At 53.8% G+C, this 13886-nt stretch carries 12 protein-coding genes and 2 tRNA genes; 9 read left to right on the forward strand and 5 right to left on the reverse strand.

Annotated features, from left to right (window positions below; all coding sequences use genetic code 11):
• Positions 1-131: 131 nt before the first annotated feature.
• Positions 132-1571: an EmmdR/YeeO family multidrug/toxin efflux MATE transporter gene (locus D6029_RS15715; protein ID WP_120065625.1), complete on the forward strand. Its 1440-nt coding sequence runs from the start codon at positions 132-134 to the stop codon at positions 1569-1571.
• 264 nt (positions 1572-1835) lie between these two features.
• Positions 1836-3353 carry an AbgT family transporter gene (locus D6029_RS15720; protein ID WP_120065626.1) on the forward strand — a complete coding sequence of 506 codons (1518 nt, stop codon included), beginning with the start codon at positions 1836-1838 and terminating at the stop codon, positions 3351-3353.
• 40 nt (positions 3354-3393) lie between these two features.
• Here the strand turns inward: D6029_RS15720 and D6029_RS15725 are convergent, their stop codons facing one another.
• Positions 3394-4338 carry a LysR family transcriptional regulator gene (locus D6029_RS15725; protein WP_120065627.1) on the reverse strand — a complete coding sequence of 315 codons (945 nt, stop codon included), beginning with the start codon at positions 4336-4338 and terminating at the stop codon, positions 3394-3396.
• A 111-nt stretch (positions 4339-4449) separates the two neighbouring features.
• On the opposite strand from D6029_RS15725, the gene D6029_RS15730 reads away from it, so the two are divergent.
• Genes D6029_RS15730 through D6029_RS15740 form a run of 3 tightly spaced genes read left to right on the forward strand, consistent with a single transcriptional unit; the run spans position 4450 to position 6443 of the window.
• Positions 4450-5457: a zinc-binding alcohol dehydrogenase family protein gene (locus tag D6029_RS15730; protein ID WP_120065628.1), complete on the forward strand. Its 1008-nt coding sequence runs from the start codon at positions 4450-4452 to the stop codon at positions 5455-5457.
• 27 nt (positions 5458-5484) lie between these two features.
• Positions 5485-6138: an oxygen-insensitive NAD(P)H nitroreductase gene (gene nfsB / locus D6029_RS15735; RefSeq protein WP_120065629.1), complete on the forward strand. Its 654-nt coding sequence runs from the start codon at positions 5485-5487 to the stop codon at positions 6136-6138.
• 2 nt (positions 6139-6140) lie between these two features.
• Complete coding sequence (locus D6029_RS15740) at positions 6141-6443, forward strand: putative quinol monooxygenase (RefSeq protein WP_120065630.1); 303 nt, start codon at positions 6141-6143, stop codon at positions 6441-6443.
• A gap of 117 nt (positions 6444-6560) precedes the next feature.
• Here D6029_RS15740 and D6029_RS15745 read toward each other — a convergent pair.
• The 4 genes from D6029_RS15745 to D6029_RS15760 all read right to left on the reverse strand — a co-directional run bounded on the left by D6029_RS15745 (position 6561) and on the right by D6029_RS15760 (position 10257).
• Positions 6561-6636 (reverse strand) — tRNA-Asn (locus tag D6029_RS15745).
• Between the two features lie 166 nt (positions 6637-6802).
• Complete coding sequence (locus tag D6029_RS15750; protein WP_120065631.1) at positions 6803-8581, reverse strand: aminopeptidase P family protein; 1779 nt, start codon at positions 8579-8581, stop codon at positions 6803-6805.
• Positions 8582-8593: 12 nt separating this feature from the next.
• On the reverse strand, positions 8594-10054 hold the full coding sequence (locus D6029_RS15755; protein ID WP_120065632.1) for an AMP nucleosidase: 1461 nt from the start codon (positions 10052-10054) through the stop codon (positions 8594-8596).
• A gap of 127 nt (positions 10055-10181) precedes the next feature.
• Positions 10182-10257: transfer RNA gene (locus D6029_RS15760), tRNA-Asn, on the reverse strand.
• Between the two features lie 190 nt (positions 10258-10447).
• On the opposite strand from D6029_RS15760, the gene D6029_RS15765 reads away from it, so the two are divergent.
• The 4 genes from D6029_RS15765 (at position 10448) to D6029_RS15780 (ending at position 13856) form a co-directional block, all read left to right on the forward strand.
• Positions 10448-10813, forward strand: a complete 366-nt coding sequence (locus tag D6029_RS15765) for a copper resistance protein (RefSeq protein WP_120065633.1) — start codon at positions 10448-10450, stop codon at positions 10811-10813.
• A gap of 61 nt (positions 10814-10874) precedes the next feature.
• On the forward strand, positions 10875-12755 hold the full coding sequence (locus D6029_RS15770; RefSeq protein ID WP_120065634.1) for a protein-disulfide reductase DsbD family protein: 1881 nt from the start codon (positions 10875-10877) through the stop codon (positions 12753-12755).
• Entirely contained in the window at positions 12755-13363 is a 609-nt protein-coding gene (locus D6029_RS15775; RefSeq protein WP_120065635.1) for a DsbA family protein, read from the forward strand. The genes D6029_RS15770 and D6029_RS15775 overlap by 1 nt, the downstream gene beginning before the upstream one ends.
• Positions 13353-13856, forward strand: a complete 504-nt coding sequence (locus D6029_RS15780; RefSeq protein WP_120065636.1) for a protein disulfide oxidoreductase — start codon at positions 13353-13355, stop codon at positions 13854-13856. The genes D6029_RS15775 and D6029_RS15780 overlap by 11 nt, the downstream gene beginning before the upstream one ends.
• Positions 13857-13886: the final 30 nt, after the last annotated feature.

Here is a 13886-nt window from a genome sequence, read left to right on the forward strand (position 1 = left end):
ATAATACAAGGGGGGATAAGCGAAGCGTCATCCACCGCTACTCTGGACAAATTTTTAAGAAATACTTTGCACGATAAGCTTTTGTAAATCATTATTTGAAATGTGGTTTCACTTCCTCCCCAAGGTCAAACTTGAACTTACAAGCAGCACTTCGCCAGCGCGTGGCTAAAACACGCTGGTATGCCAAACGGAAAAGCTATCGAACCCTGTTCTGGCGCGAAATAACACCCCTTGCGGTGCCTATCTTCCTCGAAAATACCTGCGTTTTATTGATGGGCGTGTTGAGCACCTTCCTGGTCAGTTGGCTGGGAAAAGAGGCGATGGCGGGCGTCGGCCTGGCTGACAGCTTCAACATGGTCATCATGGCATTCTTCGCGGCGGTCGACCTCGGCACGACGGTGGTGGTTGCCTTTAGTCTTGGCAAACGCGACCCAAAACGCGCACGCGATGCGGCACGTCAGTCTCTGATATTAATGACTATTATCGCCATTGGCCTCGCGGCGGGTATTCATCTTGCGGGCGAGCATGTCGTAAACGTTATTGCCGGGGCGGCCACGCCGGAAGTGAAAGCGCTGGCACTTTCCTATTTGCAAACCACGGTGTGGAGTTACCCGGCGGCGGCGATTGCGCTGATCAGCAGCGGCGCGTTGCGTGGGGCAGGAAATACCAAAATCCCGTTACTGATCAACGGCGGGATGAACATCCTCAACATAATTATTAGTAGCATCCTGATTTATGGTGCGCTGGGCTGGAACGGCATGGGCTTTGTTGGCGCAGGCTTAGGGCTGACGATTTCACGCTATATCGGTGCGCTTGGCTTTGTTTACGTGCTGGTGGTCGGTTTTGCGCCGTCGCTGCGTATCTCGCTGAAAAGCTATTTCCGGCCTATCAAAGTCGGCATCTTGTGGGAAGTGCTGGGGATTGGCATTCCGGCAAGTATCGAATCGGTGCTGTTTAACGCCGGTAAATTGCTGACGCAAATGTTTGTCGCCGGGATGGGCACCAACGTGATTGCCGGTAACTTTATTGCCTTTTCGATTGCGGCGCTGATTAACCTGCCGGGGAACGCCTTAGGTTCGGCTTCGACGATTATCGTCGGCAAGCGGCTGGGGAAAGGGCAGATTGGCCAGGCTGAACGGCAGTTGCGCCATGTGTTCTGGCTTTCGACGCTCGGGCTGACGCTTATCGCCTGGGGCACCGCGCCGTTCGCCGGATTAATGGCCTCGTTCTACACCCACGAAGATGATGTAAAAGACGTCGTCAAAATCCTGATCTGGATGAATGCCGCGTTTATGCCGATTTGGGCGGCGTCCTGGGTATTGCCTGCCGGGCTGAAAGGTGCGCGTGATGCCCGTTTTGCAATGTGGGTTTCCATGGCGAGTATGTGGGGCTGCCGCGTAGTGGCGGGTTACACACTCGGTATCGTGTTGGGCATGGGAGTGGTTGGCGTGTGGCTGGGCATGTTCTTCGACTGGACGGTGCGCGGCGTGTTGTTCTACTGGCGCATGGTCAGCGGTCGCTGGCTGAAGAAATATCCACGACTTAAGAAAGAACCTGTGACTAAAACGTAATCTTTTTTACCTGGTCGGATGAACGCCGCGTCATCCGACTTTTATCCTGCCTGAATAATTTCTCACCAACTCAATATCTGGTTATTCTTCAAAACCATGATATCTATCACCATCAACTGTCTCGTTTTGACTAGTAACGTAAAGTTACTAGCAGTGAAATATTCTAAAATGTTATTAATTGCCGCAAGTAATAACTTCTATGAATGTAAACAGAATGATGAGGTAGGTATGAGCACAACGACAAGGAACACGGAAGGTCGTCTAATGACAGGATTTCTCAACGCCGTTGAGAAAGCAGGGAACAAATTACCCGAACCCGCATTAATCTTTTTCTATTTCTTACTGGTCGTGATGGCGATGTCGGCGGTGCTTTCCGCCGTTGATTTCGACGTGGTAAACCCGGTAACTAATGAAGCCGTCAGAATCAATAACCTGCTTTCTCCGCAGGCGCTGACGGTAACACTCTCTTCGATGGTGACAACTTTCACCGGTTTTGCGCCGCTGGGAATCGTGCTGGTGGCGATGTTGGGCGTTGGCGTGGCAGAAAGCTCAGGCTTTATTAATACCGGCCTGAAAAAGATGCTGCGCGTCACGCCGAAAAAACTGCTTACGCCAATGATTATCTTCGTCGCGATGTTCAGCCACGTTGCCGCTGATGCGGGCTACGTGCTGGTTATTCCATTGGGCGCGATTATCTTTATGTCTGCCGGTCGCCACCCGCTGGCCGGTATTGCGGCGGCATTTGCCGGGGTATCTGGCGGCTTTGCGGCCAACATGGTGCCAACCGGTAACGATGCTTTGCTGCAAGGTTTTACCCAGACTGCCGCGCAGTTGCTGGATGGCACTTATACCGTTAACACGCTGTGTAACCTGTTCTTCGGAATTGGTTCGACGGTGATGATTACGCTGGTTGGCTGGTGGGTGACAGAACGCATTGTTGAGCCACGCGTGTCAAAACTGGAAATCGACGGCGATTATCAACATAACGAAGATATGAGCAGCTACAGCGCTGCGGAAAGTCGTGGTTTTAAAGTGGCGGGTCTGGTGATGTTGCTGGGTCTGGCGGGGCTTGCCGCTCTGGCATGGCCGGAAACTTCGCTGCTGCGTAGCCCAACCGACGGCTCGCTGACCAGCTACGGCGCGCCAATCATGAAGTCCATCGTGCCGTTGATTTTCCTGATCTTTATCATTCCTGGCATTGTTTACGGCTTTGTCGCCGGAACCTTTAGCAGCGGGAAAGATGTCATCAATGCGATGAACCAATCCATGAGCAAAATGGGTTCGTACATGGTGATGGCCTTCTTCTGCGCCATGTTTATCAAAGCGTTTGGCGATTCCAACATCGGTACGCTGATTGCGCTGGCGGGTGCGGACGTGCTTAAAACCATGGCGCTGCCGGGCGAAGCGACCATTATCGGCATGATTCTGCTCACTGCGGTGGTGAACATCCTGATTGGTTCGGCGTCGGCGAAGTGGGCGCTGTTGTCGCCAATCATGGTGCCAATGCTGATGGCGGTAGGGATTTCGCCGGAACTGACGCAGGCGGCGTTCCGTATCGGTGATTCCACCACCAACATTATTACTCCGCTGATGGTGTTCTTCCCGCTGGTGGTGGTGTATTGCCAGCGCTACGTGAAATCAACCGGTGTCGGTACGCTGGTGTCGATGATGATGCCTTACTCGGTGATCTTCTTTATTAGCTGGAGCATCTTCCTGCTGGTGTGGTGGGCGCTGGGTCTGCCGCTGGGCGTGAACGCTCCGTATACCTACCCAATTTCGTAAAACGGGTGGATGACGTTGGCGCTTATCTCTCCTACGAAACTCAATCGTCTTTTGGGCTTTGTAGGTCGGATAAGCGCAGCGTCATCCGACTCTGTAATAAGTCGCAACGCTGTTTCACCGCTTCATGCAGCAATCGCACCGTGGTGGAAAGCTGCTTGCGATGCGGGCAAATCATATTCAGCGGCACGCTATCGCCCTGATACTGCGGCATGATTATCTTCAACCGCCCTTCGTTCACATCTTCGCTGACATCCAGCCAGGACTTATAGGCAATCCCTTCACCCGCTACGGCCAAACGGCGAATCACTTCCGCATCATCGCTCACAATGGCGCTTTTCACCGCCACATGATGCATATCGCCGTCTAAACTTAACACCCATTTGTCATAGACCCGGCCACGAAGCGCGTAGGACAGTGCGTCATGCTTCACCAGTTCACTGATGGTTTTCGGTTCGCCGCAACGCTCAATATAAGAAGGTGAGGCGACGATAACGCGCCGATTGTGCGGGGCGAGCGGCAGCGCCACATACGAGGCGTCGTCGTTATTGCCATAGCGGAACGCGATATCCACCGGATCTTTAAACACATCGGCAATCTGGTCGGAGAAAAGAATTTTCAGATGCAGCGCCGGATGCTCGCGGCGAAATGCCTGAAACACGTCCAGCAGCATATTGCGCCCGAGATCTGAAGGCACCGCAATTTGCAGCACGCCGCGCACTTCATCGCTTGCGGGCTGGATTTGCTCAATCCCGTTTTCCAGCGTTTGCAGCACATTAATCGCATACGGCAGCCAGGTTTCCCCTTCAGGAGTCAGGCGCAGGCTGCGCGTTGAACGGGCAAATAAACGGGTATTCAGCGTTTGCTCGAGGCGCTTTATCGCGGTGCTGACCTGCGCAGGCTGTAATCCGGCCTCACGCGCGGTGTCGCTAAAACTGTTTAAGGCGGCGGCCCGGACAAACAAAGTGAGGTCTTCCAACCTGAGCATTTTAACTCTCCGAGTATAAGTGTTGTTTTCTAAGGGCTATTTTTCACCAGCGGCACACCTTGTACCATGAGTTCATTCACTAGATGAACCCTTTAATCCCTGGAGCACACCATGAAAGCGATCGCGATTACTCAGGCTGCACAAAATGGCAGCAATCTTGACTCTCTGGTTGAAATCACTTTACCGACACCTGTCGCGACAGGCCACGATTTACTGGTGGAAGTGAAAGCGATATCGGTAAACCCGGTTGATACCAAAGTGCGCGCCGGTTTTAAAGCTGACCAGCCACGTATTTTAGGCTGGGATGCGGTCGGCGTGGTGGTGGCAACGGGTGAAAATGTTTCACTGTTTAAGCCTGGCGATGAAGTCTGGTATGCCGGTTCGTTGACGCGCCCTGGTAGCAATAGCGAATACCAATTAGTGGATGAACGCATTGCGGCACTGAAACCAAAATCCATTGATAACGCCAGTGCGGCGGCAATGCCGTTAACCGCAATCACGGCCTGGGAAATGTTGTTTGACCGTCTGGGCGTGGCTGAAAAAGGTAACGAAAACGATGTGCTGCTGATTGTTGGCGCGGCGGGCGGCGTGGGTTCTATTCTCACGCAACTGGCGCGTAAACTCACCAACATCACCGTTATCGGCACGGCTTCACGCCCGCAAAGCCAGAAATGGGTCTCCGATCTAGGTGCGCATCATGTAATCGACCACAGCAAACCGCTGACGGAAGAACTGGCTCGCATTGGCGTGAAGCACGTAACCCACGTTGCCAGCCTGAACCAGACCGATAAGCACTATGCGCAATTGATTGAAGCCCTGGCTCCACAAGGCAAACTGGCGCTGATTGATGACCCGGAAACACTTGATGCGCGGCCGCTGAAAGTGAAAAGCATCTCGCTGCACTGGGAATTTATGTTCACCCGTTCCATGTTTGAAACCCGCGATATGATTGAGCAGCATCGACTGTTAACTCGCGTGTCTGACCTGATTGACCAGAAAGTGTTGCAGACGACGCTTGGCGAGCATTTCGGCACCATTAACGCCGACAACCTGCGTCGTGCCCATGAATTAATTGAAACCAATCGCGCGGTCGGTAAAATCGTCCTCGAAGGCTTCTAATTACATAAAAATCATAGAGAAAATATCATGGATATTATCAAGGCAGCTGCGTCACGTTACTCAACCAAAGCGTTTGATGCAGGCAAAAAGATCGGCGATGAACAAATTGAACAAGTGAAGAATTTGCTGCGTCTTAGCCCGTCGAGCACCAACTCGCAGCCGTGGCATTTTATTCTGGCGAGCACTGACGAAGCGAAAGCGCGCATCGCGAAAGCGACATCCGGCTTCTACGTTTTCAACGAGCGCAAAGTGCTTGATGCCTCGCACGTTGTGGTGTTCTGCGCCAAAACCGCGATTGATGAAACGCATCTGAACAAACTGCTGGAGCAGGAAAACGCCGATGGCCGTTTTGCCAACCAGCAGGCGATGGCGGGGCAGCACAAAGGCCGTTCCTACTTCGTGAATATGCACCGATTTGATTATAAAGATGCGCAGCACTGGATGGAAAAGCAGGTTTACCTGAACGTCGGCAACTTCTTGCTGGGCGTATCCGCGCTGGGTATTGACGCGGTGCCAATCGAAGGGTTCGACGCACGCATTCTGGACGAAGAATTTGGCCTGCGTGAAAAAGGCTTCACCAGCCTGGTGATCGTGCCAATCGGCTATCGTAGCGAGGAAGACTTTAATGCGGCACTGCCGAAGTCACGCCTTGAATTTAGTGAAATTTTAACGGAATGCTAAAAATGAGTGATAACACGCTGTCGATTATTGCGGTGCTGAAAGCGAAAGCGGGGCAACGTGACAATCTGAAATCTGCTTTGCAGGCGCTGATTGCCCCGACTCGTCAGGAAGAAGGTTGCCTGGATTACGCTTTGTTCCAGCTCCAGGATTCGCCGGATACCTTTTACATGCGCGAGTCGTGGAAAGGGCAGGAAGGGCTGGACGCGCACATTGCGCTACCGCATTTCCAGGCGTTTATTCAGCAGATGGATGCTCTGCTGGCAGAGCCGTTGCAACTGGTGAAGCTGGATGCGGTAGAGCCGTAATAGCTATAACGTTTGGATAAAAGCCGTCGCACAAGTTGCGGCGGTTTTTTTGTTTTTGCAGCGCGGGAAACAAAAAGCAAAAAGCCCGCTTAGTTTCCTAAGCGGGCTTCTTAAATATGGCTCCTCTGACTGGACTCGAACCAGTGACATACGGATTAACAGTCCGCCGTTCTACCGACTGAACTACAGAGGAATCGGTTAACGGGGCGCATAGTATCGAGCACCCGTCGGGTTGTCAAAGGCTGTTTCGAGGAAAATTGTTTGATTGCTGGTTTAATCAACAAAATGAAGAAAAGAGCCGCAAATAAGCAGGTTTTATAGGTCGGATGACGTTGCCGCTTATCCGACCTGGAAAGGGTTTATGCGCGTTGAGTTCTGACTGGCGCTGTCGCCTCAATCAGCCACGGACGCGCTTCGCTTGAGACAAGCGGCGATAGCGTTTCACGCACCAACTGGTGATATTCATCCAGCCAGGCGATCTCTTGCTCATTCAGCAACGGCAATTCGACGGCGCTCAAATCGATTGGAATCAACGTCAGCGAAGCGAATTTGCAGAAACCTGGTTGTGATGCGATGACTTCAACCTGGTTTTCGATACGGATACCGTGGCTACCGCCGAGGTAATAACCGGGTTCGATAGTAAGAACGTTGCCCGGAATCATTGGCCACGGGTTCACTTTCTTCGCCATACGATGCGGGTTTTCATGAATCAGCAGGCAGTGACCGACGCCGTGCCCGGTGCCGTGGTCGTAATCCAGCCCCAGTTCCCAAAGCGGGCGACGCGCAAACGCATCAATCTGGTGGCCTTGCGTCCCCTGCGGGAATTGCAGCGAAATCAGCGCCAGGAAACCTTTTAGCACTGCGGTGTAATGCAGGCGGCGCTGGCCGTCGACCTGGCCGAAGTTCAGTGTGCGCGTGGCGTCCGTGGTGCCGTTGAAATACTGGCCGCCAGAATCATTGAGATAAAATTCATTGCTGGCGATCGCAAAGTTAGTTTCTGGTGCGCTGTGGTAATGGCACATGGCGGCGTTAGCTGCGGCGGCTGAAATCGTCCCGAAACTTTGTTCGATGAAGTTGTCGCAAAGCTGGCGGAAGGCGAGCTGTTTTTCCTGCGCTTCCAGCTCGGTGATTGGGTTGCCTGCGGCTTCACGCACCGGCACTTCATGGCTCAACCAGGCGAGGAAATTCACCCACGCCGCACCATCCTGAACATGGCTGGCGCGGTAGCCTTGCAGTTCGGTATCGTTTTTATTGGCTTTCATTAGCGTGACAGGGTCAGCCTGCCAGGTGATTTCACCGCCGCCATTTTCTACTGCAAAGCGCACGGCAACCGGCGCGTTATCGGCGTCGAGCAAGAAGCGTTTCCCGGCTGCAAGCTGCTGGCAACGGTCGATAAAGGTATCAGGGCTTTGGATATTGATGGATGCGAGCAACGCGCTATCCAGATTTTGCAATTTAGCTTCATCAACAAACCATTCAACGGCACCGTCGTTTTTCACCAGCGCAAACGAGAGTGGCACCGGGCTGGTCGGGATATCTGAACCGCGAACGTTCAGCAGCCAGGCAATGTTGTCCGGCAACGTGATCGCGAGGAAATCCGCACCTTCACGCGCCAGGGATTCACCGACACGGGCACATTTTGACGCCGTCGATTCACCGCTAATTTCAATCGGCATCTGGCGAATCGCGCCACGCGGTGCCGCCGGGCGCGTCGTCCAGATTTCATTGATCGGGTCATCGTTTACCGCTACCAGGTCGCAGCCGCTGGTGCGCAGGCTTTCATACTGGCTGTTGACGGCTAGCATCGGCTCAAAAGCGATGCGTTTACCTGACGGCAGATTGTCACGCATCCACAGATGAATGGGTTCGTCGTGCAAATGGTGAATTTCAAACTCATCGAGGTTCACCTGCTGGCGAGCCTGAACCTGGTAACGCCCGTCAACGAATAACAGCGCGCGGTCGGCGAGGATCAGCGCAAGTCCCGCCGATCCGTCGAAGCCGCTGCTAAATTCCAGTTTGTCGTCAAAAGGGGCGCAATATTCGCTTTGATGCGCATCGGAACGTGGGATAAGCATGCCATCCAGTTCGCGTTCTTTAAGCAGGCTGCGCAGGGCAGCCAAAGGTGATGTGTGTTGCATTCTTATATTCTCTTAGCGGAATGGAGGTTCGTTAAAGGTGCGTAATTTGCGCGAGTGCAGGCGTTCGCCTTCGGCTCGCAGCAGATCAATGGCGCAGATGCCGATTTGCAAATGCTCAGAAATCGCCCCTTCATAAAAGCGGTTGGCCTGGCCGGGGAGTTTAATCTCGCCATGCAGCGGCTTGTCGGAAACGCACAACAATGTGCCGTAGGGAACGCGGAAGCGATAACCTTGCGCGGCAATGGTGGCGCTTTCCATATCAATGGCGACGGCGCGGCTCAGGTTGAAACGCAGGGCTGAAGCGGAATAACGCAATTCCCAGTTACGGTCGTCAGTGGTGACCACGGTTCCGGTACGCAGGCGCTGTTTGACTTCTTCGCCCGGCATGCCGCTCACCAGTTTGGTGGCGTCGTACAATGCGCGTTGCACTTCGGCGATGCTCGGGATCGGGATGTCTGGCGGCAATACCGCATCAAGAACGTGGTCGTCACGCAGATATGCGTGGGCCAGAACGTAATCGCCAATCGACTGGCTTTCGCGCAGGCCGCCGCAGTGGCCGATCATCAGCCAGGCTGCCGGGCGCAATACCGCCAGGTGGTCGCAAATGGTTTTCGCATTCGACGGGCCAACGCCGATGTTAATCAACGTGATACCGGTGCCGTTGGCGTCCAGAAGGTGCCAGGCGGGCATTTGGTGTTTCTTCCAGGCGAGGTCGGAAATCGCTTCTTCTGGGGCCTGGCTGTCGGCGGTGAGCCACACGCCGCCTGCGCAGGAGAGTGCGACATACGGACTTTCCGGATCAAGGATTTGCTGGCAGCCCCAACGCACAAACTCGTCCACATAACGGGTGTAGTTGGTGAACAACACGAAGGACTGGAAGTGTTCGACTGGCGTGCCGGTGTAATGGCGCAGGCGGGCCAGCGAAAAATCCACACGGCGCGCATCAAAATGCGACAGCGGGTAAAACTCGGTCGGATGGAACAGACCATCCGCCGTTTCATCACCAATTTGCGCCAGTTCGGTAGTCGGGAAATAACGCGGTAAACCAGCGCTCATCGAGCGGTCAAGCGACAGGCTGGAACCATCAATCACATACGGATAAGGGATTTCGTGTTGCGATAAACCCACTTCAATCTGCGCGCCATAATCTTCATAAAGTAGCGTTAATTGTTCGGCGAGATAATGGCGGAAAAGTGCAGGGCGGGTGACGGTGGTGGTGTAACTGCCGGAATGGGTAAAGCGGGCGTAGGCGCGAGTTTTATTCGGGTTGTGGACGGTGCCGTCCCAACTGACGCGCAACTCCGGGTAGACAAACAATCCTGCGGCGCGTTGTTGTAATTCAGGTAATGCGCCGTTTTCAACATACTGACCAATGGCATCGCGCAGGGCGTTGACCGAGGCATCGTACAGTTCCTCAAGTTTATCGAGGGCCTGGTTCGGGGTAAGTGCGCTGGTGGCGGTCTGTTGCGTCATCTTCTCTCCTTAATCCTGCTTTTAAATAAGCAGAGTTCGATGATATGTCATCGACGGGAGAGAACGGAAGGGGTTGGCGGGCGCATAAAAGCAAAAAGCCTGCTTAGCTAAGCAGGCTTCTTAAATTTGGCTCCTCTGACTGGACTCGAACCAGTGACATACGGATTAACAGTCCGCCGTTCTACCGACTGAACTACAGAGGAATCGGTTAACGGGGCGCATATTAGCGAGGTGATCAGGGCTTGTCAAAGCCTCTCAACACACCGCAAGTTCGTTTGCTGATAAAACAGACAAACTCGGCATTTTGGGCGTGCAGACAGTTCTTTACAGGGCATTGGTTGCCAAACTGGAACGACTGGCTAAGATATGCGGTTCAATTGACGCGAGGGTTTCATGGTTAAACGGCAGCATTTGGCAAAGTGGTTTTTATTTCTGGCCTGTCTGGTGGTGCTTGTCTGCACCGCGCAGCGCATGGCGGGAATGCACGCTTTGCAGATGAAGGTTGCCGAAAACGTGATGCTCACGCAAAACAGTGCGTCTGAAATTGACGACGCCGCGCCTGTGACGCCGTGCGAGTTAAGCGCCAAATCACTGCTTGCCGCACCGCCCGTGTTGTTCGAGGGCGCGCTGTTTGTTTTCTCTTTACTCCTCACACTTCTCGCGCCACTACTGGCGGCATCATCTTCTGTCACGCCTGTGCGTGAATTTTCCTCGCCCACACTCAGAGTCCATCTGCGGTTCTGCGTCTTCCGTGAATGAAACATCGGCTGCTTAATTTTTAACGTTTAGCGCAGTTCGATAATTCCTAACGGAGAAAAATATGTTGAGTCTTTTCAGGCGGGCATTGCTCTGCCTTCTATTGCTATGGCTGCCATTTTCATGGGCGGCAGAACCGGGCTGGCAGCAATCTGCTGAGAATGATCACGCCAGCGTCAGGTTGCGTGCGGATTCCACAGAGCCGGGGAAAACTCAGGTTTTGCTGGATGTAAAACTCGAAGATGGCTGGAAAACTTACTGGCGATCGCCGGGCGACGGCGGGGTTGCGCCGACGATGACCTGGCATGAACCGGTGAAACAAGCCCAATGGTTTTGGCCTGTCCCGCAGCGTTTTGATGTGGGCGGAATCACCACGCAGGGTTATCACAATGAAGTCAGTATCCCGATGGCATTCGAAGGCGAAACTCCGGCAAAAATCGCGGGTGTACTGACGCTTTCGACCTGCAAAGATGTTTGCTTACTGACGGATTACCCTTTTGAAATCACCCCCACACATGGCGACGCAACGTTTGCACATGATTACGCCCAGGCGATGGGCAAGGTGCCGCTCGATAATGGGCTGACGGATAATCTGATTGCCGGATATCACAATGCTGAACTGGTGGTGCAAGCCACGCGTGCGGCGGGCTGGAACAAACCTGAGCTGTTTCTGGATATGCAGGAAGATGCCAGTTTCGGTAAGCCAAAGTATCGCGTTGATGGCGAGACGCTGTGGGCCACGATCCCCGTTAGCGATGGTTGGGATGGTGCCGGGCCAGATCTGCGCGGGCGTAATTTGTCGCTGGTTATCGCCGATAACGGTGTGGCGCAGCAAAGCCAGATTGCGATAACCGACGCGCCTGTTACGCCGCCAGTCACTGACGATTTTGTGTTGTGGCAGGTTTTGCTGTTGGCGTTGTTGGGCGGTTTTATTCTTAACCTGATGCCTTGCGTACTGCCGGTTTTGGGGATGAAGCTCGGCTCGGTACTGCTGGCTGATAAGCAGGATCAACGTGTGATCCGTCAGCAATTCCTCGCCTCATTTGCCGGGATTATGGTGTCGTTTATGGCGCTGGCATTGTTAATGACGGTGCTGCGTTTGACGAATCAAGCGGTGGGTTGGGGCATTCAGTTTCAGAATGTCTGGTTTATCGGCTTTATGGCGGCGGTGATGCTGCTCTTTAGCGCCAATTTGTTCGGGCTATTTGAGTTTCGGCTGTCCTCGAACGTCACTACCAAACTTGCCACACACGGTGGGAAGGGCATCAGCGGCCATTTCTGGCAGGGCGCACTGGCGACACTTCTCGCAACGCCGTGTAGCGCTCCATTCCTGGGAACCGCCGTGGCTGTCGCGCTCGGCGCTTCGTTGCCCACGCTTTGGGGGATCTTCCTCGCACTGGGTATCGGCATGAGTTTGCCGTGGCTGCTTATTGCCGCACGCCCATCGCTTGCGCTACGACTGCCAAAACCTGGGCGCTGGATGAACTGGCTGCGCCGGATTCTGGCGGTGATGATGCTCGGCTCGGCGTTATGGCTGGTGAGTCTGTTATCCGTGCATTTTGCTCCATCAACTACAGCCGCTAAAGAAAATATCCCCTGGCAGTCGCTCACCGAGCAGGCGATTACCGATGCGCTGGCGCAAAACAAACGCGTGTTTATTGATGTCACCGCCGACTGGTGCATTACCTGCAAAATTAATAAGTTAAATGTCCTTTCTCGTGATGATGTGCAAGCGGCGCTGCAACAGCCGGATGTGGTTGCGCTGCGCGGTGACTGGACGCTCCCTTCTAAAGACATCACGGCATTTCTCAAAAAGCGCGGGCAGGCCGGAGTGCCGTATAACCAGGTTTATGGCCCGAATTTCCCCGAAGGAAAACCGCTGCCAACCCTGCTGACCCGTGACGCCGTGCTCAATACGCTAAACGATGCGAAAGGAATGAAATAATGAAAATGATCATCACTTTTTTACTGCTGCTGACGACTTTTGGCGCAACTGCCGCCACCGAACCAACGGAAGAACAGTTCCAGGAGATGGTTTACCAGGCGCTGTATCAAGATCCTGCCAGCCCACAAATTGGTGCTAAATCGCCGAAACTGACCATTATTTCATTCACCGATTACAACTGCCCGTACTGCAAAAAGTTTGACCCAATGCTGGAGAAAATCGTTGAGAAATATCCCGACGTTAACGTGGTGTTCAAGCTGTTACCGTTCCGGGGAGAAACGTCATCACTGGCCTCTCGCGTGGCGTTGACGACCTGGCGCGAGCATCCGCAGCAGTTCCTGGGTTTGCATCAAACGTTAATGTCGAAAACCGGGAATCATACCGCAGCGACTATTGATGCAGCTGTGTCCAAAAGCGGCGCAACGGCGGTTAAACCGGATGGACTCAGCATGGAAACGCTGAACCTGAATCTGCAACTGGCGCGGTTGGTTGGGGTTCAGGGAACGCCAGCCACGCTGGTGGGCGATACTCTACTCGCTGGCGCGGTGCCGTGGGATTCACTTGAGGAACTGGTAAAAGAAAAGCGGGAACAGGCCAATGAAAAGTAAGCTCAGGCGCTGGGGAAAAGAAGCGCTGGTGATGATGGTGATTTTTATCACCATCGTGGTGCTGATGGATTTGTGGCGTGCGCCAAAGATGCCAGCAACGTTTGACAGCACGCCGCTTCATACGCTGGATGGCAACGCCGTCACGCTGAGTGCGCTAAGTGAAGATCGCCCGCTACTGCTCTATTTTTGGGCCAGTTGGTGTGGCGTGTGCCGCTACACCACACCTTCCGTCGCCGAGTTAGTCGGGGAAGGGGAGAACGTGATGACAATTGCGCTGCGTTCGGGTGCGCCGCAGGAGGTTTCACGCTGGCTGACACAGAAGAAAGTCCAGTTGCCCGTAGTGAACGACGCGTCTGGCGAGCTTTCACGTCACTGGCAGATTGGCGTCACGCCGACCTTGGTGGTGCTTTATAAAGGAGAAGTCGTTCCTTCTACTACCGGCTGGACGAGTTATTGGGGAATGAAATTGCGCCTGTGGTGGGCCGGGGTTTAGTTTGTGATTTTGCGCACCGTCATGGTGCGC

This window comes from Buttiauxella izardii, from assembly GCF_003601925.1.
Taxonomy (GTDB): Bacteria; Pseudomonadota; Gammaproteobacteria; order Enterobacterales; family Enterobacteriaceae; genus Buttiauxella; species Buttiauxella izardii.

Coding starts and splice junctions, on each gene's coding strand:
- D6029_RS15740 (WP_120065630.1), top strand. CDS start 6,141: ATGAGTGATAACACGCTGTCGATTATTGCGGTGCTGAAAGCGAAAGCG.
- nfsB (WP_120065629.1), top strand. CDS start 5,485: ATGGATATTATCAAGGCAGCTGCGTCACGTTACTCAACCAAAGCGTTT.
- D6029_RS15780 (WP_120065636.1), top strand. CDS start 13,353: ATGAAAAGTAAGCTCAGGCGCTGGGGAAAAGAAGCGCTGGTGATGATG.
- D6029_RS15730 (WP_120065628.1), top strand. CDS start 4,450: ATGAAAGCGATCGCGATTACTCAGGCTGCACAAAATGGCAGCAATCTT.
- D6029_RS15775 (WP_120065635.1), top strand. CDS start 12,755: ATGAAAATGATCATCACTTTTTTACTGCTGCTGACGACTTTTGGCGCA.
- D6029_RS15750 (WP_120065631.1), bottom strand. CDS start 8,581: ATGCAACACACATCACCTTTGGCTGCCCTGCGCAGCCTGCTTAAAGAA.
- D6029_RS15720 (WP_120065626.1), top strand. CDS start 1,836: ATGACAGGATTTCTCAACGCCGTTGAGAAAGCAGGGAACAAATTACCC.
- D6029_RS15765 (WP_120065633.1), top strand. CDS start 10,448: ATGGTTAAACGGCAGCATTTGGCAAAGTGGTTTTTATTTCTGGCCTGT.
- D6029_RS15755 (WP_120065632.1), bottom strand. CDS start 10,054: ATGACGCAACAGACCGCCACCAGCGCACTTACCCCGAACCAGGCCCTC.
- D6029_RS15770 (WP_120065634.1), top strand. CDS start 10,875: ATGTTGAGTCTTTTCAGGCGGGCATTGCTCTGCCTTCTATTGCTATGG.
- D6029_RS15725 (WP_120065627.1), bottom strand. CDS start 4,338: ATGCTCAGGTTGGAAGACCTCACTTTGTTTGTCCGGGCCGCCGCCTTA.